Here is a 20,229-nt window from a genome sequence, read left to right as displayed (position 1 = left end):
CTTCAGGCACCCTAGGGTGCCTGATCTTCCTCCTGGTCGCGCTGTTCCCGCCATGCCATTATTTCAGCAAAGCGTTTTTCCTGACCAAAGCTGCTCGGTTCATAAAAACGTGTTTTGGCTAACCCATCTGGCCAGCAGTCATGGGCGCTGCCAGCAGGATAGCCATGGGCTTCATTATGCGCGTAGCGATAGCCTTCCCCATGCCCCAGTTCCTCCATCAGTTTGGTAGGGGCGTTGCGGAGGTAGCTAGGCACTTCCAGTTGGGGTTGCTGTTGTACATACTGTTGCGCGGCCTTCCAGGCGCGGTCAATGCGGTTACTTTTTGGAGCAGCCGCTAAGTGAATCGCGGCATGGGCAATGGCCCGCTGACCTTCGTAATCACCTAAACGCAAATAAGCATCCCAAGCAGCAATCACTAGTGGTAGTGCACGTGGATCGGCATTGCCGACATCTTCTGAAGCAATGGCGGTTAAACGACGTACGATATCCAGTGGGTCGCCGCCACCCTGTATGAAACGTGCCATATAGAGCAGGGCAGCATCAGGACGCGATGAGCGAATCGACTTATGCAGTGCTGAAAGCAGGTCATAGTAGGCGTCCCCCTGCTTATCAAAGGCACTCGATTGATGCCCCACAACATCTGCCAACACTGCTTTGTGAAGTACTTCTCGTTCGCTGTGTTGCTCGGTAAAGTCGCAGGCAGTCTCTAGCAGCCCCAGCGCACGGCGTGCATCACCGGCACTGGCATGGGCTAGCGCATCTAATACACCGTCTTCCACGTCAATCCGGCGCTCTCCCAAACCTCGCTGTGGGTCGGTGAGTGCTCGGTATAGCACTTGGATAAGTTCGTCGTGGGTCAGCGGCTTCAGCACATAGACTCGCGCGCGGGACAGCAGAGCCGAGTTGACTTCAAAAGAAGGGTTTTCCGTAGTGGCGCCAATTAACGTCAGTAGGCCAGATTCCACATGGGGGAGCAGTGCGTCCTGCTGGCTTTTGTTTAAACGATGGATCTCATCTAAGAAGAGAAGCGTAGGCGACGTGCGCTGTTGAGCACGCTCAACAGCCAAACGAAGCTCTTTGACGCCAGCCATGACAGCGCTTAAGTGCTCAAGGTGTGCGCCTGAGGCATGCGCTAGTAACTCCGCTAGAGTCGTTTTTCCAACACCAGGTGGTCCCCACAAAATCATTGAGCGCACCACGCCAGACTCGGCCATCCGTCGCAACGGCTTGCTAGGCCCGACTAATGCCTGCTGGCCGACATAATCGTCAAGCGTCAACGGACGCATACGATAAGCAAGAGGAGCGTCTTCTCCCGTAGTGAGCGGCTGTCGGTCAAAAAGATCCATATAAAATTTCCCTATCACCTTTCCCTATCAACTTCCGGCGTGAATCTAGTCGTTGAACAATTTACGATTAATCAGTGTCAGTGGTAAATAATGTTACGTCAGGCTACCTTTGGGCATACTCAATCGATAGTTGATCGCTTGCCAAGGTAATGTCTGTGGCGCATGGTATCGATTAGCACCAGTGTAGTTGAACTCAGCTCATGATCACGTGCCTACGCTTTGCAAGGGAAGAGGCGACGGGTATAACACTTACAAAGGAGGCGGCAAGATGTTAAACCAACTGCGTCTAGATCATGCCAATATGGCGCGAATGCTCCATGTGCTAAATCTCAAACACAAAACCCTGGCTGGCGGTGAGCGCCCCGATTTTCAACTGATGCGTGAGGTGGTGGATTACATATTGTCCTACATGGATGGCTTTGCGTCACCGCTAGAGAAAATCTGCGTTGAGCGCTTGCAGGAGCAAGCACCGGAGCACCTTCCTTTGATGGAGAAAATGGCCAGTGATTATCGTAAATTAAAGCCGCGCTTATCCCGCTTATCCAATGATATTGACATGATATTAATGGATAATGTACTTCCAATGGATCGCTTTGCAGATGACTTGAAAGCGTATCTTGATACACACCGTGCTTACCTTCGAGATGAGAGAGAGGGCTTGTTCCCGCTCATCGATAAGCACTTCAGCCCAGAGGATATGGAAGAGCTGCGCCAAGCGTTGCCAGAAAGCGCTGAAAAAGAGCTGGAGCGCCTGCAGTTAGCTTATCCAGATCTGTATGCCGAGCTGCGTGGTGCTGAGGTGCCATCGCTATAGCATGAAAGCTGAACGGTCAGAGCGTAACGGGGCGTGTTAAACTAGCGCCCCGTTTTTATTGGCGGTCTGGGAGGTTTAGCATGTATAGCGTGTACTGGATAGGTGGACAATGAAGTCAGGGCCTGTGCTGATGTTTGATTCGGGCGTGGGAGGGCTTTCTGTTGCCCACGCGCTCCGCCAACACTATCCCGAGTTGCCCATGTGCTATGCCTGCGATAATGCCTGGCTGCCCTACGGTTTGCGTGATGACGTGACGCTCTCTAGACGTATTGTATCGGTATGCAAAGCGGCAGTGGATGCCTGTCAGGCAAGCGTCTTGGTGGTTGCGTGTAACACGGCCAGCACCTTAGCGCTAGAAGGGTTACGCGCAACGCTGGATATTCCGGTTGTCGGTACAGTACCCGCCATCAAGCCAGCTGCGCGGAGCAGTCAGACGCGCCATATCGGCTTGCTAGCGACCACAGCAACCGTCAATAGGCCCTATACGCAAGCGCTAATTGATAATTTCGCGAGTGACTGTGTCGTAACGAAGGTGGCCGCTGATGCGCTGGTCACGGAAGCGGAAGCATGGCTGTCAGGAGCGCCGCTTGATGAAAAGCGTTTGCAGCAAGCGTTGTTGCCCTTATGGCAGGCTACTCAGTGTGCCCCAGCACTTGATACGGTCGTGCTTGGCTGCACCCATTTCCCACTGTTAAAACCCATGTTGGTCTCACTATCTCCTAGTCCTCTAATATGGGTAGATTCTGGTGATGCCATTGCCCGTCGAGTAGGCCAGGTAGCCCCGAGCTTAGTCAGTAATACCCCCGATGGACGCTGCTTTACAACAGCGCCAGCGACACGGCTCATAAAAGGGTTAGCGCGTTATGGTTTTCAATCGCCGCAGTTATTGACCGTTTCTAAAATTGACGGTGCCTAATGCTGGTTAACCTGCTTCATTAGAGCATCTGTTTTTTTATTGATATTAACTACTTAAGACTACCTACTTCACATTAGCTACTTCCAAGAGGAGTCACCTTGGCGATCCCCGTTGTAGACCCCGAACGCTACGCCGAACAGCTTGCCGAAAAGCAAGCCTACGTGGAACAGACTTTTGCGGCATTTACCACGCCGACGCTTGACGTCTATCCCTCGCCGCCCAGTCATTACCGGCAGCGCTGCGAGTTTCGGATTTGGCACGAAGATGATGACCTTTTCTATGCCATGTTTGAGGTCGATCCAGACAACCCTAAAAACAAACGCGTTGTGCGCTTGGATCAGTTCCCAGTTGCCAGTGCGCATATCAATGCGCTGATGCCTCGCCTGCGCGACGCGTTTTTGGCCAGCGACGAGCTACGCCGTCGATTGTTTCAGGTGGAGTTTTTAACCACGCTGTCCGGTGAAGCTTTGGTAACGCTGATCTACCATCGCCCGCTAGGCGAGGCTTGGGAGGCTGAGGCCCGCGCGCTTGAGCAAGCGTTAGACATCATGATTATTGGCCGCTCCCGCAAGCAGCGCCTGGTGCTGACTCGTGATCATGTTTGGGAGCGCTTAACGGTAGATGGCCGCGAGCTGGTTTATCAGCAAGTGGAGAACAGCTTTACCCAGCCTAATGCACACATTTGCCAGACAATGCTGAGTTGGGCGAGGGAAGCCACTGCCGGTCGTCAGGATCAAGATCTGGTAGAGCTTTACTGCGGTAATGGCAACTTCACCATTGCTCTGGCGGATAACTTTCGCCGTGTGTTGGCCACCGAAATATCCCGCACCTCCGTTGCTAGCGCCAATGTCAATTTGGACGCTAACAGTGTTACTAATGCCCACGTCGCTCGAATGTCAGCAGAAGAGTTTGCGCTCGCGTTAAAAGGCGAGAAAACAGGGCGGCGCGTGACGGAGATGTCGCTGGAAGCGTACGATTTTTCCACAGTGTTGGTTGATCCGCCAAGAGCAGGTTTAGATGCGCAAAGCTGTCATCAAATCAGCGAATACGACCAGATCGTCTATATTTCATGCAACCCGGCAACACTTGCTGAAAATTTAACCATACTGACTCAGACACACAGCATCGAGCGGTTTGCGCTGTTTGATCAGTTTCCGTTTACCGATCATTGTGAATGTGGTGTTTTGCTAGTACGGCGTGATCCTGAATAAGTGTGAACTTGTCAATAGTGCTTATGATGCATAAGCGGCATACACCATGAATAACCTGTCAGATGGTTAGGGAGTCGAGCATCGGTAGCGTAAGCTAACAACAAGAGCGGCCTAAAGGCCTATTGTCCTTCGTTTTTATGGCCTAAATGATGGCCCCAGGTAGTCGAGGTGATGGATGCATTACGTTGCGATTGAAGAGAGTCGGCGGGATCTTTTAAAACAGCTACAAGAGCGATTAGAAGCACGACTTGAGCCAGCCCGAGCAGAGAATATCGAAGCGTTTGCTCGTCACTTTTACGCCACTGTTCCAGTAGAAGACTTGGTGGATCGGCGGTTAGACGACCTGTATGGCGCCACACTGTCGATTTGGCAGTTTTTGCAGCATCACGACCCCAAAAATCCCAAGGTGAGTATCTTCAATCCCGATTTTGAAGAGCACGGTTGGCAGTCCACCCACACTTTTGTGGCGGTTTTGCATGAAGACATGCCATTTTTGGTTGACTCGGTACGAATTGAGCTCAACCGTCGTGGCCTGACGGTTCATGCTATCCAAAATGCGGTGTTTGCCGTGGCGCGGGATGGGCAGCATCAGCTCAAAACGCTGACCTCTCCGAAAGATGAAAACGCACCGGAAGCACGTGAATCACTGATGGTCATCGAAGTGGATCGTCACTCTGATCCTCAGTTACTCGCCAAGATTGAGCATAACCTTCACGAGGTATTGCGTGATGTTCGAACGGCGGTAGGCGACTTTGATCCGATGTGCGGCCAGATTGCTGCCGCTATTCAAGAGCTAGAGAAGAACTGCCCGCCGCAAATCGATCCCGATGACCACGAAGAGGCAATCGCCTTTCTAGAGTGGATGCTGAAAGACAACTTTACCTTCCTGGGCTATGACGAATACCTGCTAGATGGTAATGAACTAAAGCGCGATCCCAATAGCGTGCTGGGCGTTTTTCGTCTTGATCAACCCCGCTATTGTGAGCGTATCCGTACTGAAGAGGGGGTCGATGAGTACAATGGCTTCGTGCTGGTTCCACAGCTGCTATCGTTTGCCAAGAGTGCCCACCATTCGCGGGTTCATCGCCCCACATACCCCGATTATATTACCGTTGACCGCTATGATGATGACGGCAACGTAGTTGGTGAGCGCCGCTTCTTTGGCCTGTTTACGTCCACGGTTTATAACGAGTCACCGCGTAATATCCCACTGCTGCGTCGTAAACTGAAAGCGGTGATGGATATTGCCGGCTTTAACCCCCAAGGGCATAACGGTAAGCAGCTGTTACAAGTGCTGGAAGTCTATCCCCGTGATGACCTTTTCCAGATCAGCACAGAAGCTCTGGCTAGCACTTCACTGGGTATTCTCAATATCCGCGAGCGCCGTCAGGTACGCTTGTTTATCCGTGCCGATGTTAGCGGTAAGTTCTATTCCTGTTTAGTGTTCGTGCCACGGGATGTGTTCTCAACCGATTTGCGTCAACGCATTCAAGGGATGTTGTGTGACGAACTAGACGCCCACTTTGGTGACTTCAACACCTACTTGTCAGAGTCGGTGCTGGCACGTATCCAGCTTATTCTGCGTTTTAATGGTGATGGGCCAAGCCAGTACGACCTTAAGCGCCTGGAAGGTAAGGTGGCTCGTTTGGCACGTAGCTGGCGTGACGAACTACAGTCGGCAATGATCGAAGGGTTTGGTGAAGAGCGTGCTAATCGTCTGATTGATAAGTTTCAAGATGCGTTCTCGGCGAGCTATCGTGAAGACTTCAATGCCCGTAGTGCCGTATTCGATGTTCAGCATCTCTTAAATCTGGATGATGGTGAAGATCTGTCACTGTCGCTCTACCGGCCTCTGGAAGAACAGGCGGGCGGTATGAACCTGAAGCTGTTTCATCGTGAGATGCAGATACCGCTCTCAGATGTGCTGCCGATGATGGAAAACCTAGGGCTACGTGTGATAGGCGAGCGCCCCTACGATATCAATGCCCCTCAGCAGCGCTACTGGGTGCATGATTTTGAATTAGAGCATAGTCGCGAGGGTATTAACCTTAGTGACATGCGTGATGCGTTCAGTGAAGCTTTCAAGCGCATTTGGGCTGGCGAGGCCGATAACGATGCTTTCAACCGCCTGATTATTGGCGCAGGGCTTGATTGGCGTGAAGTGGCCATGCTACGTGGCTATGCTCGGTATTTGAAGCAGATCCGTTTTGGTATGTCCCAAGACTACATTGCGGCGACGCTGGTCAACTACCCAGCTATTACTCAGGCGCTGGTTGAGCTCTTTAGGCTGCGGTTTGATCCCGCGCGCCAACCCAGCAGTGCTGATGACTGCATCGATCGTTTAAATGAGCACCTGGAAGGTGTTGCCAGTCTTAACGACGACCAGTTGTTGCGCCGCTTTATGGAACTTATTCAAGCTACGCTGCGTACTAACTATTATCAAAAAGCTGATGATGGGCGAGTTAAAGACTACATCGCCTATAAGCTGGAACCGTCGAAAGTCACCGGCATGCCCAAGCCGCGCCCAGCGTTTGAGATTTTTGTTTGCTCGCCGCGGGTAGAAGGTGTTCACCTGCGTGGTGGTAAAGTCGCTCGTGGTGGGTTGCGCTGGTCAGATCGCCACGAAGATTTCCGTACGGAAGTGTTGGGCCTAGTCAAAGCTCAGCAAGTGAAAAACGCGGTCATCGTGCCAGTGGGTGCGAAAGGCGGTTTCGTATGCAAGCGCATGCCGGAAAACGCTGACCGAGAGACCCAGCAAAAAGAAGGCATTGCCTGTTATCAAATCTTTATTCGTGCGCTGCTAGACGTCACTGATAATCTAGTAGGTGGTGAAGTGGTGCCGCCAAAAAATGTCGTACGTCATGATGATGACGATACTTACCTTGTGGTGGCCGCGGATAAAGGTACCGCGACCTTCTCTGATATCGCGAACGAGATCTCTGTTGAGTACGGCCATTGGCTGGGAGATGCCTTTGCCTCGGGTGGTGCTAACGGCTACGACCACAAGAAAATGGCGATTACCGCGCGTGGTGCCTGGGAGTCGGTCAAGCGCCACTTCAAGAATCTCGACGTGAATACCCAGCAAGATTTGTTCACGGTGGTAGGCATTGGCGATATGGCTGGCGACGTCTTCGGCAACGGTATGCTGCTGTCGGATAAAATCCAGCTAGTGGGCGCGTTTAACCACATGCACATTTTTGTTGATCCGAACCCTGATGCAGAGGCCTCATTCGCCGAGCGGACGCGTTTGTTCAACCTTCCTCGCTCCAGCTGGGAAGACTACAATGCCGAGCTGATTTCACAGGGTGGTGGTATCTTTAGTCGCAGCGCCAAATCGATTCTGATTACCCCAGAGATGCAGCAGGTATTTGGTATCGAAGAGACGCGCCTTTCGCCTAACGACCTGATTCGCGCCATGCTGAAGTCGAAGGTTGATCTGTTGTGGAACGGCGGTATCGGTACTTATGTAAAAAGCTCCGATGAAACCGACGCTGACGTGGGCGATAAAGCCAACGATGCGCTGCGTATTAATGGCGCTGAACTGAACTGCCGCGTAGTGGGTGAGGGCGGCAACCTAGGGCTTACCCAGCGTGGTCGAATGGAAGCGGCTGCCAACGGTGTTCGTGTTTACACTGACTTTATCGATAATGCGGGTGGGGTTAACTGTTCCGACCATGAGGTCAATATCAAGATCTTGATCGACGAAGTGGTGAAACGTGGTGACATGACTGACAAGCAGCGTAACCAGCTGTTGTCAGATATGACAGAAGAAGTCGCCAACCTGGTTATCCTTGATAATTATCGTCAAACCCAGGCGCTGGATCTGTCGGGAATTCTTTCTCAGCAAGGCATGGGGCCATACCGTCGCTTTATTAGCGAGCTTGAGTCAGCTGGCCAAATCGATCGTGAACTGGAGTTCCTGCCTGCTGATGACGTGCTTAAAGAGCGCGCCAGTCACGAACAGGGTATGCGATTGCCGGAGCTGTCTGTGCTTATCTCTTATGCGAAGAGCACCCTGAAAGGCGATTTGATCAACTCCGATGTGCCGGATGATCCCTATATTCATCGTCACCTAGAGCGCTTATTCCCTAACGTCTTGACTGAGCGCTACCAGGCCGAGATGTATGACCACCGTCTGAAGCGTGAAATTGTGGCTACCCAGGTGGCCAACGATCTAGTTGATCATATGGGGATTGTGTTCGTTCGCCGCCTGATGGACTCAACAGGTGCTGGCAGGGCTGACATTGCCCGCGCTTATGTGGTTGCCCGAGACGCGTTCAATCTGACGTCTTTGTGGGAACAGATTGAAGCGCTGGACAACCAGGTGCCGAACCGTGTGCAGTACTCCATGATGCTGGATCTGATGCGTATGATCCGCCGGGCGACGCGTTGGTTCCTGCGTCAGCATATGGGGCTGTCTACCCAAGATGCCATTGAATACTTCGGCCCGCGCTTGGCTCAGCTGCAAGAAAGTATCGGTGAGCTGCTCAGCGGTGAAGAGCAGGCCGCATGGCGTGAGCGGTGTGACGAACTTCAAGCTGCGGGTGTGCCTGAAGCGTTAGCGACAACAGTCGCCGCTGCACCAAGCCTTTACGCAGGCTTAGGCATTATTCAAGCTGCGCGTATTACCAATGAGAAGCCTCAGCGTGTGGCCGAAGTGTTCTACGAAATCGGCAGCCGTTTAGAGCTCCCCTGGATGATCCAACAGGTGACCCAGCTGGAAGTGCGCGACGCGTGGCAGGCTCAGGCACGGGAAACCTTCCGTGACGATATCGACCGCCAGCAGTTGGCATTAACCACCAGCGTGCTGAAACTGGACGCAGGTAGCCGTGACACCCAGGAGCGCGTTGCCCAGTGGCTGGAACAGCACGCCGAGCTGCACCGCCGCTGGTGTCGCTTGATTGATGAAGTTCGCGGTGGCAGTGAGGGCGGCTTTGCACTGTTTGCTGTGGCCGTGCGTGAACTGGTCGACCTAGCTGAAAGCGACAGCGAAGCGTAACTCACACGCTAGCACTACCACCTTGCTTGATGGGTAACACCACCTACCGCGCCCTTAACCAGGGCGCGGTTTTTTTTGTGGTTTGTTTTGCGATAGTTCTTGAGATAGTTCTTGAGATAGCTACCCATTTTAGTCTCTTTCTCGCTGCTCAGCGCTGCGAAGACAATGTGATGTGCGCTATACTCTGCGCGCCGCGCCATGCCTGCCCCATGCCCACTCGCTGTTTAGGAGAGTCTCGCTGATGTATAACCTTGCCCGTTCGCTGCTGTTTCGCTTTGACCCTGAAACGTCTCACGGGTTGGCGCTGAATGCGTTAGACGCGCTACACCGAGTCGGTGGTGTGCAGCGGGTATATGGTAAGCCAGTGAATGACCCCGTAGAGCTGATGGGGCTGCGTTTTAGTAATCGGGTAGGCCTTGCTGCAGGGCTGGATAAAAACGCCGACCACCTGGATGCGCTGGGCGCATTGGGCTTTGGGTTTGTAGAAGTAGGTACTGTGACGCCCAAGGCGCAGCCAGGCAACCCAAAGCCACGTCTCTTTCGGCTTGCGGGTCACGACGCCATCATTAACCGCTTTGGGTTTAATAACAAAGGGGTTGAGCATCTTGTTGCACAAGTGAAAAAACGCCATTACGGCGGTGTCGTGGGGGTTAATATTGGCAAGAACCTGACCACCTCTGTTGAAAACGCGCTCGATGATTACTTGCTCTGTCTAGACGCGGTTCACAGCGTGGCGGATTATATTGCGGTTAATATTTCCTCGCCTAATACGCCAGGGCTGCGAACGTTGCAATTCGGTGAGCAGCTGGATGAGCTATTAGGGCCTATTCGTTCGCGCAGCCAAGTGCTAGATGCCGAGTTAGGCCGTAAGGTGCCCCTGCTGGTTAAAATCGCGCCAGATATGAGCGAAGAAGAGGTCGCGTTGGTGGCCGGTAGTATTGCGCGTAATGCGCTGGATGGCGTGATTGCGACCAATACCACGGTATCTCGTGAGGCCGTAAAAAGTGACCCACAGTCAGAAGAAGCGGGCGGGCTTTCCGGTAAGCCCGTATTTGAAGCTTCTAATAGGGTGATTCGCCTGCTACGCGCGCAGTTGCCAACACTGCCTATTATTGGTGTAGGTGGTATTGATAGTGGTGAGGCGGCAAGCGCTAAAATTGCCGCTGGCGCGGACTTGGTGCAGCTCTACTCAGGCCTGATTTACCAAGGCCCTGGATTGGTAAAAACGTGTGCCGAGGCGTTGAAGCAGCAATAAAAGAGCAATAAAAAGCCCGCCTGTCAGCGGGCTCAGTACTCCGAAAGTAACGTGTAAAAGGGTAAAAACTAGGTCATCACCATGGGGTTTTTATGAATGCCGGAAACGCCGGTCATCCCATCCCACTGGTCACCGCGACCTTCACGCCAACCACTCATCCAATATTCGCGTAAATTAACATCTTGACTGGGGCAGTCATCTCGGGAGCGACCCGTAATACCTGCTTTATAGCCGTGAACATAAGCCCGTTGGAAGCGATCACGTTTTTGTCGTTTCATTGGCTAACCTCTTTTCACGAAAGCCTTTGATAAGAAAAGCATGCTGGGCAAAATGCTATATTTGCATCAGTGCTATTTCGATAGATAACCTCGGCAAGCCGCCACTCAACGCTAGTGTCTAGCACTCACGTGCTGAACAGGCAAAGCGGCAGACTCAACAAGCTAGGGATCTAGAAAGCAAGTTGCTAACAGAACCCTGACAAACAACGCATGCGTTTTTCAGTAGCTACACTCTTATTGTTAGCTCATGATGGGGTCACTTGTCGACCATCAAATTGTCATAAGACGTAAACTCATTTGCCATATATAGGAATATCGCGCTCTTACGCGCGGCGATTAACATGACCGAGTCGAGCCAAACAGCCTGTTTAAACCTCCTGGCGACCTGCCCTAAAGGCATCGAAGGCCTGCTAGCGGATGAATTATTAGCCCTAGGTGCCACGCCAGGTAAAACCACAGTAGCGGGGGTATATTTTTCCGCTAATCTAGAAACTGCCTATCGCGTATGTCTGTGGTCCCGTCTGGCCAACCGAATTATTTTGCTGCTGGCTCGGGAATCGATGATCGATACCGCCGAACAGGTGCGCGATGTGGTTGCTCGGCTTCCCTGGACACAGCACTTAACGCCTGGCAAAACCCTGGCGGTAGATTTTCATGGCCGTAGCGACCACATTCGCCACACCCGCTTTGGTGCCCAAACAGTAAAAGATGGCGTTGTTGATTCGCTGCAGCTGGCAGGCCAGGAGCGTCCCAATGTCGATACCAAAACGCCTGACCTGCGCATCTATGCCCATCTGCACCGCGCTAATTTAAGCCTGGGGATTGACCTTTCTGGTGAAAGTTTGCATCGCCGAGGCTACCGCCGTGATGTGGGCCATGCGCCGCTAAAAGAGAACTTAGCCGCTGCGCTGCTGGTGCGTGCAGGCTGGCCCGAACGCGCCAAAGCCGGTGAGCCGCTGTTAGATCCACTGTGCGGGGCTGGCACGTTGCTGATTGAAGCGGCGCTAATGGCCGCCGACCAAGCGCCTAACCTCAATCGGGAGCGCTTCGGTTTTCAAGGCTGGGCAGGGCACAACGAGCCGCTGTGGAAAGAGCTAAAGCGCGAAGCTGAAGCACGAGCCTCTATTGGCCGTAAACGCTGTAAAACGGCGCTGGTGGGCTTTGATCAAAGTCCGGCGGCATTGACTGCAGCAAAAGCTAACGCCATGCGTGCAGGCATTCCTGCGCTAATTACCTTGTATGGGCAAAGTCTCAGCCAGCTAACAAGGCCAGAGACAATGACCGCCGAGCGAGGACTGCTGATTACTAACCCGCCTTATGGCGAGCGCTTAGGCGAGCTACCTGAGTTAGTGCGTTTGTACGCTCAGCTTGGCGAAAAGGCGAAAGCACTGTTTCCAGGTTGGACGCTGGCGCTGTTTACCGGCAACCCTGACCTAGGCCACCGCCTGGGGCTGCGCGCTCACAAGCAGTACGCGCTGAAAAATGGCGCGCTGGATGCCAAGTTGCTGCTGATGGATATTGCCAGTCACACGGCAAGCCAGCCTGATAATGTCAGCGATTTATCTGTCTCAGAAAATGGTGAAGTGGCGCAGCAAGTAAGCGCTATTGCCAAGTCTGCAGTGTCGGAAAATGCTCAGATGTTTGCTAATCGTCTGGCGAAAAATCAAAAACGTCTGAAAAAGTGGCTAAAGAAGAGCGGTGAAGCTTGTTATCGTGTTTACGATGCTGACATGCCGGAATACGCGCTGGCAGTCGACCGTTACGGTGACCGAGTGCATGTTCAAGAGTATGCGGCGCCTAGCTCAATTAACCCCGCCCAGGCTCAAAAGCGTCTGTTTGATGCACTTGAAGTGCTGCCCGAAGCGCTCGATGTTGATCCAAGCAAGATTTATATAAAGCGCCGTGAGCGACAAACCGGCAGCGCCCAGTACCAGAAGCGCGACGCCAGCGGCGAACGCTTTGAAGTGCAGGAAGGTGACGCTCGGTTGTGGGTGAATTTGCGTGACTACTTGGATACCGGTCTGTTTTTGGATCACCGCCCAGTGCGCCGCCTGCTTAACGAGATGGCCAGCGGCAAGCGCTTCTTGAACCTGTTTTGCTACACCGCCACGGCAACCGTGCAGGCAGCCTTGGGTGGTGCAAGCGACAGTGTCAGCGTTGATATGTCCAATACCTACCTTGATTGGGCACGGGATAACTTCGCGCTGAACAAGCTGGATCCAAGGCTACATCGTATGGTGCGGGATGATTGTTTCCGCTGGCTGGAAACTGCCAATGCGGAGTTTGACCTGATCTTTATGGATCCACCGACGTTTTCTAACTCTAAGAAAATGCGCGACACCCTGGATGTTCAGCGCGACCACCCACGGCTAGTGGAGCTGGCCATGGCGCGCCTGGCCCACGGTGGCACGTTAGTGTTCTCGAATAACCAGCGGCGCTTTAAGCTGGATGAGGCACTGGCTGAGCGTTATGTGGTGGAAGATATTACGTCGCGTACCTTTGACCCTGATTTTCAGCGGCGAACCAATCTGCACCACGTGTTTTTGCTACGGCATAAAGCGTAAGGCATAAAGAGATCGGCTATGATTCAGCTCTCAATTTACACAACGTTAGGCTGCCACTTATGCGCTCAATTAGAAGCGCTAGTGGTAACGTTGGCCAATCAAGACGTGTCGCTGCATCACATTGAAATCAGCGACGACGACGCCCTGGTAGAGCGTTATGGAATACGCATCCCTGTGTTGGTGGATAACGACGGGGTTGAGTTAGACCGAGGATTTGATTTAGTGCGTCTGAGTGACTGGCTGCGCGATCGCGGTTGGTTGGACGAGGCGTCCCTTGCGGCGCTCACCACGCCGCCCGAGAGTGCGTCACCCGTTGGCGCGCACCAGCGTAGCGGACGACGCTTCTTAGGTTAACGGTTAGGGCTGGGGGCATGCATCACAGTGCATCAAGCAGTGACAGCTGTCGCATGGCTTCCTGTCCTTCCGGTGTATGATCGGCGGCTTCAAGTACCTTGCGAAATCCCCGCGAGGTTTGGATGGTGGTCTCATCCTCCAGCCACATCTGTGCTTGTTCCAGGGTATCTGCCAATTGGTGTTTTAGCCCGCCAAACTGAGTGCCAATCTGCCCCCAGGCGCGGCTAAAAATCCAGTCGCCAAACATGTCCTGGTGAATATGAACCAACACATAGTCATGGTCGGTTTCCCAGCGTACGATCACAACACTCTCCTTAAAATGCCCTCGAACACGCCTGCCTATCCAGCCGTGGCGGGCATATTGTAAAGCTCGGATACTAAAACGCCTATGAAACTTGTTATCGACGCTAACATTCCCGCCGCTGACCAGTGCTTTGTCCCCTTTGGCACGTTACATCGGTTGCCTGGGCGAGAGATTCGCGCTACTGATGTGGCGGATGCCGATGCACTGATAGTGCGCTCGATTACCCAGGTAAACCAAGCGCTGCTGGCACAAAGCCCAGTGCGCTTTGTGGGTACCTGCACCATTGGCACCGACCATATCGACCGCGCGCTGTTAAGCGAGCGCGACATTGGCTTTGCCAGCGCCCCTGGTTGCAATGCCGAAGCCGTGGTGGATTACGTGCTTAGCAGCCTGTTGTTAGTGAGTGAGCGAGAAGGTTGGTCGTTGCTGGCACGTACGGTGGGTATCGTGGGGGCGGGCAACGTGGGTAGCCGTTTGCAGCGGCGCTTGCAGGCGCTGGGTGTGGAAACCCTAGTGTGTGATCCGCCCCGAGCAGAACAAGAGCATGTAGAACAAGAGCGTGCAGAAGAAAGGGCGAGTAAGTTTGTCTCGTTGGATAGCGTGATTGAGCGTTGCGACGTGCTGTGCCTGCACACGCCGCTGGTAAAAGAAGGTCCCCATGCCACCTATCAGTTGCTTAACGCGGAACGTATTAACGACCTGGCCCCAAGAACGGTACTGCTTAATGCCGGGCGGGGCGACTGCATTGATGGCCTGGCGCTACGCAGCCGCTTAGCAGGTAAGGGTGATATCACGGCTGTTCTGGATGTCTGGGAAGGCGAGCCAGAAATAGACGCAGGATTGCGTGACCTGGTGGCGCTTGCAACGCCGCACATTGCCGGGCATAGCCTGGATGGCAAGCTCCGCGGCAGTTGGATGATTCAGCAAGCATTAGCTCAGCATATCGGCCGGCCAAGTCAGTTACGTTTTAGCGAACTGTGCCCGTCGCCAGCGCTTGCTGAGCTCACGTTACAGCAGGCCCTGCCGGTAGAAGATGCGCTGCGGCTTTGCGCACGCGCGGTGTACGATGTGCGCCGCGACCACGATGCCTTGCACCGCCAGGTTCGAAAGCAAGGTATCAAAAAGGGCTTTGACCACTGCCGGGCGAACTACCCGTTGCGCCGAGAGTTTGCGACGCTTACCGTCGTGCTGGAGAACGGTGCGACGGTATTGGAAGCGCCGTTGCTAGCTGCTGGCTTTCAGGTGCGGTGCGCTTAACGGTGGGATGGCTGCGCGAAGATGTAGAGAGCACAAGGCCCGCATTTGCGGGCCTTGTTCGTTAGGTCGTGGCGGAAAAGCTTATTGGCGATAAGCCGCTTCTTTCAGCGCACGGATACGATCATCCAGCGGCGGGTGGCTGGCGAACATTTTCTCAACCAGTGAGCGGGTTTGGCCTTTAGTAATGGCCATAGCGCGCATGGTGTCTGGCATTTGGTCAGGCATTTCAGTTTCTGCTTTCAGGCGAGCCAGCGCATTGACCATGGCACCAGTGCCTGCTAAGCGTGCGCCGGCTTCGTCAGCACGGTACTCCCGGAAGCGCGAGAACCACGCCACGATGGCGGAGGCAACTATGCCAAAGACAATCTCTGCGACGATAACGACAGCAAAATAGCCCATAAAGCCCAGGCCGCCTTCACCATCGCTGCGGCTCTTTAAGAAGCCATCGATTAAGTGAGCCACCACGCGGGCAAAGAACATCACGAAGGTATTCACGACACCTTGAATGAGCGCCAGAGTCACCATGTCCCCGTTGGCAACGTGACCAATTTCGTGAGCCAGCACTGCACGTACTTCTTCCGGGCGCATTCGGTTGAGCAAGCCCGCCGAGACGGCTACCAGCGACTCATTTTTATTCCAGCCAGTAGCAAAGGCGTTGGACTGTTGGGCAGGAAAAATCCCCACTTCAGGCGTTTTAATGCCTGCTTCGCGGGAAAGCTCGGCAACGGTATCAACCAACCATTTTTCAGTAGCGTTAGAGGGAGTTTCAATAATCACCGTGCCCGTCGAGCGCTTTGCCAGCCACTTCGACATAAACAACGAAATGATTGAGCCTGCCATACCCACAATAAAGCAGAAGATCAGCAAGCCAGTAAAGTTGATTCCCTGGCTGCGTAGGTAGCCTTCTACGCCAAAGAGTCGCAGCGTAAAACTGGCCACCAGTACCACCGCCAGGTTGGTAGCCAAGAAAAGAACAATCCGCATCATCGTTTGGGTTCTCCGTCAAAGGTCATAAAAGCGTCAGTGGAATGATGGCTTAGATACGTGCAATGGATGACAGTTTCAAGTCCCCGATTTTATTGACGGTAATGGGACAGGAAGTTGGCAAAACGGTCCAGGGCATCACCGAGCTGGTCGGCCCAGGGAAGTGTGACAATGCGCACGTGATCAGGCTCTGGCCAGTTGAAGGCGGTGCCTTGCACCAGCAGGATTTTTTCCTGGAGCAACAAGTCCAGCACCAGCTGCTGGTCATCTTTAATATTGAATACTTTCGGGTCTAGGCGTGGGAAGGCGTAAAGCGCTCCTTTTGGCGTTACACAGGAAACCCCGGGAATGGCATTTAGCTTCTCTACGGTAATATCCCGCTGGGCCAGCAAACGCCCGCCTGGCAATATTAAATCATTGATTGACTGGTAGCCGCCCAGTGCTGTTTGAATGGCGTGCTGAGCAGGTACGTTGGCACACAAGCGCATAGAGGCCAGCATGGTCAGCCCTTGAATAAAGTCTTTTGCGCGCTGCTTGGCAATCGTACCGGAGAGGGTCATCCAGCCTGAGCGGAAACCTGCGCAGCGGTAGCTCTTTGACAGCCCGTTCATAGTGATCACTAACTGGTCATCATCGGCCAGCGCGCCTGTTGAGATGTGCTCAACACCGTCATAGAGAATCTTGTCGTAGATCTCATCAGAAAATACCACCAGATGATGCTCTTTGGCGATATCCAGAGCCTCCCGAACCACCTCGGGTGGGTAGACCGCACCGGTGGGGTTGTTGGGGTTAATCAGCACAATAGCACGTGTTCGGCTGGTTATCTTGGCACGGATGTCAGCCATGTCAGGTGCCCAGTCAGCTTGCTCATCGCACCGGTAGTGAACACCGTGACCACCGGATAGATGTGCTGCAGCGGTCCACAACGGATAATCGGGAGCAGGGATCAGTACTTCATCACCGTCGTTTAACAGCGCTTGCATAGCCATCACAATCAGCTCGGAAACACCATTGCCGATATAAACATCTTCGATGCCGACGTTGGGTATCTGTTTACGTTGGCACTCCTGCATGATTGCCTTACGTGCCGAGTAGAGACCTTTGGAATCACAGTAGCCCTGGGCAGTGGGCAGGTTGCGCATCACGTCTTGAAGGATCTCTTCCGGCGCCTCAAAACCAAATGGTGCCGGGTTACCAATGTTGAGCTTCAGAACTCGTTGGCCTTCCTCTTCCAGGCGCTTGGCGTGGTCAAGCACTGGGCCGCGAATGTCGTAGCAGACGTTATGCAGTTTGTGTGATTTTTTAAGCGTGTGCGATTCTGTAGGCTGTGGGGTGTCCATGAGGTGTGATATCCAAATATGTCCAGTGGCCGTGAGTGTTAACGATGATTAGCTCATTATGCGTCGGATTGTACCGAGCTGTCTTCGTCGTTTTGTAGTGGTGGCGGAGGAATGTCGTCTGGCGTTTCCAGGGTGAGTCTACCGAGCTTTCCATCACGTAGTTCGTGAAGCAGCACTTCGGCACCGCGGTGTAGGTCGGCCTCGCCGCCAGGGCGTAAGCCGCCGCGTTTCCCGGCGATCTCTTTCAATATGGCGTGTCCGTCAAAACCGGCAATAGCTAAGAAATCAGGCTTTTGAGGGCCATCAGCATCCACGTCTTGCGCTATAGGCACCTCATAGGTGGGCAACGCCTTTAGCTTATAGCGAGCGGTTAATTCTGTGGGGTAGCGCTTGGCAAGCTCCGCGCTGGTAATAATAGCGACATCGGTATATTCAATCGCGGTATCACGAATGGCGCCACTGGCGGCCAAGCGGTAGGCACTGGCTTGGTCTTCAATTTTCGGCCATAGCACCCCAGGGGTGTCGATCAGCGCGACGCGGCCGTCGATACGCACCTTTTGCTGGCGCTTGGTGACGGCGGGTTCGTTGCCGGTTTTGGCAATTTTACGGCCAGCAAGCCCGTTGATCAGTGTCGACTTCCCTACGTTGGGAATACCCATCACCATCACGCGCACATCTCGATCAGCGCGCACTGCGCCCGCCAGCTCGTGGCATAGCTTGGGGATTTTCTTCAGTTCGCGTGTGTTGGTGGTGGTAATTGCCAGCGCGCGGGTGTCTTCCTGGGCATCGAAAAAGGCTACCCATTCAGCAGTGCGCTCAGGGTCGGCAAGATCCGCCCGAGAAAGAATTTTGAGTACCGGCTTATGACGCGTTAGCTCGGCTAGCATGGGGTTGGCGCTAGAGTAGGGCAGGCGCGCATCCAGTACCTCGATGACGACATCAATTTCTGGCAGCGCGTCCTTTATCTGGCGGCGGGCCTTGTTCATATGTCCGGGGAACCAGCCGAGCATGGGTTTCTCCTAATTAGCGCAAAACAAATATAAGCACAAAAATACAAGCACAAAAAAGCGGGAAGCCATTGTAGCACCCGCCTTGCTGGTGTTGATCGAGGATTTAGTGGCGGTTATTCGTCAGGGTGAAATTCTAACGACACAGAGTTAATGCAGTAGCGCAAACCCGTTGTCTCGGGGGGGCCATCAGGAAACACGTGTCCCAGATGGGCGTCGCAGTGCGAGCAGACGACTTCCGTACGCTGCATACCCTGCGAGGTGTCGTGATGCTCTTCGACGCAGCGTTTACCCAATGGGCGGTCAAAGCTTGGCCAGCCACAACCTGCATCGAATTTGTGCTCGTTTTCAAATAGCGGCGCATGGCAGCAAACGCAGTGGTAAATACCCTGGGCATTACTGACCTGGTAATCACCGCTAAACGGGCGTTCAGTGCCTTTTTCACGCGCCACGCGGTACTGTTCAGGGGTGAGTTGCTTGCGCCATTCATCGGGGGATTTTTCTATTTTCGCCATGGAGGTCTCCTCTCCCTCTGGTTACCGTTAAACAGAGGCTTACTAAGCAGGCTAGCGTATCACTCATCAGAGTGACAATAGCTAACCTGCGCTGGTTCAGCATGTGCGAAAAGAAGCACTTTGATGAACCAGCGCACCGCGTCGGCCATCTCGAAGACGCTATTCACTCCAGTAAAAGCGTTTTGATTTCAGACTGCTTGACAGCTCGCCAGCGGCTGAGTAATATACGCGCCACCTCGACGAGGCAATGAAACGTCCCATTCGTCTAGTGGTCTAGGACACCGCCCTTTCACGGCGGTAACAGGGGTTCGAACCCCCTATGGGACGCCACTTTCATCGTTAAGGTATCGGAATTGCGGGAATAGCTCAGTGGTAGAGCATCGCCTTGCCAAGGCGAGGGTCGAGAGTTCGAATCTCTTTTCCCGCTCCAAGCATTCAATATGCTTACAGCGTCCCATTCGTCTAGTGGTCTAGGACACCGCCCTTTCACGGCGGTAACAGGGGTTCGAACCCCCTATGGGACGCCAATCCGATTTGCGAGTAATACAGATTAAGCGGGAATAGCTCAGTGGTAGAGCATCGCCTTGCCAAGGCGAGGGTCGAGAGTTCGAATCTCTTTTCCCGCTCCAAGCATTCAATATGCTTACAACGTCCCATTCGTCTAGTGGTCTAGGACACCGCCCTTTCACGGCGGTAACAGGGGTTCGAACCCCCTATGGGACGCCATCTCGCACTTTTTCGTAGTACTGCTTTTTTGCAACACCGTTTGCGTCGCGGGAATAGCTCAGTGGTAGAGCATCGCCTTGCCAAGGCGAGGGTCGGGAGTTCGAATCTCCTTTCCCGCTCCATACAACGGTTCTATATAGTTGCCAAGAGGCGAGAGCTGGAACGCCAGCCCAGTCTGTCTCCTTTCCTGATCAAAGCAAACATTTTCTTTTTACCTTCTCTTACTGTTTGGGTACTGCATCGCACATTAACTGGCGATATTTTTGCGTGGCTGTCTTTCAAGCGGCTTGAAAAATATACGATTGCCCCGATATTCCTTCTCCTAGCTCGTTTTCGTGCTCCCCATTTGCTGACAGGAC

The 20,229-nt window shown here is 53.5% G+C and carries 15 protein-coding genes and 6 tRNA genes; 14 read left to right on the top strand and 7 right to left on the bottom strand.

Going from position 1 to position 20,229, the window contains the following annotated elements:
- Window positions 1-11 precede the first annotated feature (11 nt).
- Entirely contained in the window at window positions 12-1,346 is a 1,335-nt protein-coding gene (locus HZS79_RS07400) for a replication-associated recombination protein A (RefSeq protein ID WP_179927475.1), read from the bottom strand.
- A 268-nt stretch (window positions 1,347-1,614) separates the two neighbouring features.
- Between HZS79_RS07400 and HZS79_RS07395 the strand changes: the two genes are divergently transcribed.
- The 5 genes from HZS79_RS07395 to HZS79_RS07375 all read left to right on the top strand — a co-directional run bounded on the left by HZS79_RS07395 (window position 1,615) and on the right by HZS79_RS07375 (window position 10,541).
- On the top strand, window positions 1,615-2,160 hold the full coding sequence (locus HZS79_RS07395) for a hemerythrin domain-containing protein (RefSeq protein WP_162218557.1): 546 nt from the start codon (window positions 1,615-1,617) through the stop codon (window positions 2,158-2,160).
- A 109-nt stretch (window positions 2,161-2,269) separates the two neighbouring features.
- Entirely contained in the window at window positions 2,270-3,076 is an 807-nt protein-coding gene (gene murI / locus HZS79_RS07390; protein WP_162218556.1) for a glutamate racemase, read from the top strand.
- A gap of 98 nt (window positions 3,077-3,174) precedes the next feature.
- A complete protein-coding gene (gene trmA / locus HZS79_RS07385) occupies window positions 3,175-4,287 on the top strand; it encodes a tRNA (uridine(54)-C5)-methyltransferase TrmA (protein ID WP_179927474.1) in 1,113 nt (370 codons plus the stop codon).
- Between the two features lie 175 nt (window positions 4,288-4,462).
- On the top strand, window positions 4,463-9,286 hold the full coding sequence (locus HZS79_RS07380; RefSeq protein ID WP_179927473.1) for an NAD-glutamate dehydrogenase: 4,824 nt from the start codon (window positions 4,463-4,465) through the stop codon (window positions 9,284-9,286).
- Between the two features lie 241 nt (window positions 9,287-9,527).
- Window positions 9,528-10,541 (top strand): quinone-dependent dihydroorotate dehydrogenase, encoded by a 1,014-nt coding sequence (locus HZS79_RS07375; RefSeq protein WP_162218553.1) that lies wholly within the window; start codon window positions 9,528-9,530, stop codon window positions 10,539-10,541.
- Window positions 10,542-10,609: 68 nt separating this feature from the next.
- Here the strand turns inward: HZS79_RS07375 and rmf are convergent, their stop codons facing one another.
- On the bottom strand, window positions 10,610-10,819 hold the full coding sequence (rmf, locus tag HZS79_RS07370) for a ribosome modulation factor (protein ID WP_009722578.1): 210 nt from the start codon (window positions 10,817-10,819) through the stop codon (window positions 10,610-10,612).
- A gap of 341 nt (window positions 10,820-11,160) precedes the next feature.
- Between rmf and rlmKL the strand changes: the two genes are divergently transcribed.
- Together rlmKL and HZS79_RS07360 are read left to right on the top strand one after the other, a co-directional pair.
- On the top strand, window positions 11,161-13,383 hold the full coding sequence (gene rlmKL / locus HZS79_RS07365; protein ID WP_179927472.1) for a bifunctional 23S rRNA (guanine(2069)-N(7))-methyltransferase RlmK/23S rRNA (guanine(2445)-N(2))-methyltransferase RlmL: 2,223 nt from the start codon (window positions 11,161-11,163) through the stop codon (window positions 13,381-13,383).
- Window positions 13,384-13,401: 18 nt separating this feature from the next.
- Window positions 13,402-13,737: a glutaredoxin family protein gene (locus HZS79_RS07360; RefSeq protein WP_179927471.1), complete on the top strand. Its 336-nt coding sequence runs from the start codon at window positions 13,402-13,404 to the stop codon at window positions 13,735-13,737.
- Window positions 13,738-13,759: 22 nt separating this feature from the next.
- Here the strand turns inward: HZS79_RS07360 and HZS79_RS07355 are convergent, their stop codons facing one another.
- Window positions 13,760-14,041 (bottom strand): WGR domain-containing protein, encoded by a 282-nt coding sequence (locus tag HZS79_RS07355; protein ID WP_162218550.1) that lies wholly within the window; start codon window positions 14,039-14,041, stop codon window positions 13,760-13,762.
- Window positions 14,042-14,125: 84 nt separating this feature from the next.
- Here HZS79_RS07355 and pdxB point away from each other — a divergent pair, with 84 nt between their 5' ends.
- Entirely contained in the window at window positions 14,126-15,298 is a 1,173-nt protein-coding gene (gene pdxB / locus HZS79_RS07350; protein ID WP_179927470.1) for a 4-phosphoerythronate dehydrogenase PdxB, read from the top strand.
- A gap of 81 nt (window positions 15,299-15,379) precedes the next feature.
- Here the strand turns inward: pdxB and htpX are convergent, their stop codons facing one another.
- From htpX to msrB, 4 genes are all read right to left on the bottom strand, one after another.
- Window positions 15,380-16,285: a protease HtpX gene (gene htpX / locus HZS79_RS07345; protein WP_179927469.1), complete on the bottom strand. Its 906-nt coding sequence runs from the start codon at window positions 16,283-16,285 to the stop codon at window positions 15,380-15,382.
- An 89-nt stretch (window positions 16,286-16,374) separates the two neighbouring features.
- A complete protein-coding gene (locus HZS79_RS07340; RefSeq protein WP_162218547.1) occupies window positions 16,375-17,622 on the bottom strand; it encodes a pyridoxal phosphate-dependent aminotransferase in 1,248 nt (415 codons plus the stop codon).
- 56 nt (window positions 17,623-17,678) lie between these two features.
- Window positions 17,679-18,632, bottom strand: a complete 954-nt coding sequence (ylqF, locus tag HZS79_RS07335; protein ID WP_179927468.1) for a ribosome biogenesis GTPase YlqF — start codon at window positions 18,630-18,632, stop codon at window positions 17,679-17,681.
- A 113-nt stretch (window positions 18,633-18,745) separates the two neighbouring features.
- Complete coding sequence (gene msrB / locus HZS79_RS07330; RefSeq protein ID WP_162218545.1) at window positions 18,746-19,144, bottom strand: peptide-methionine (R)-S-oxide reductase MsrB; 399 nt, start codon at window positions 19,142-19,144, stop codon at window positions 18,746-18,748.
- A gap of 254 nt (window positions 19,145-19,398) precedes the next feature.
- On the opposite strand from msrB, the gene HZS79_RS07325 reads away from it, so the two are divergent.
- The 6 genes from HZS79_RS07325 (at window position 19,399) to HZS79_RS07300 (ending at window position 19,992) form a co-directional block, all read left to right on the top strand.
- Window positions 19,399-19,474 (top strand) — tRNA-Glu (locus HZS79_RS07325).
- Between the two features lie 25 nt (window positions 19,475-19,499).
- Window positions 19,500-19,574, top strand: a tRNA-Gly gene (locus HZS79_RS07320).
- 21 nt (window positions 19,575-19,595) lie between these two features.
- Window positions 19,596-19,671: transfer RNA gene (locus tag HZS79_RS07315), tRNA-Glu, on the top strand.
- 27 nt (window positions 19,672-19,698) lie between these two features.
- Window positions 19,699-19,773 (top strand) — tRNA-Gly (locus tag HZS79_RS07310).
- Between the two features lie 21 nt (window positions 19,774-19,794).
- Window positions 19,795-19,870: transfer RNA gene (locus HZS79_RS07305), tRNA-Glu, on the top strand.
- A 47-nt stretch (window positions 19,871-19,917) separates the two neighbouring features.
- A tRNA-Gly gene (locus HZS79_RS07300) sits at window positions 19,918-19,992 on the top strand.
- Window positions 19,993-20,229 lie beyond the last annotated feature (237 nt).

Source organism: Vreelandella zhaodongensis (genome assembly GCF_013415115.1).
In the GTDB taxonomy this organism is placed as follows: domain Bacteria; phylum Pseudomonadota; class Gammaproteobacteria; order Pseudomonadales; family Halomonadaceae; genus Vreelandella; species Vreelandella zhaodongensis.
Note: the sequence above shows the minus strand (reverse complement) of the source record. Positions and strands in the feature narration are given on the sequence as shown.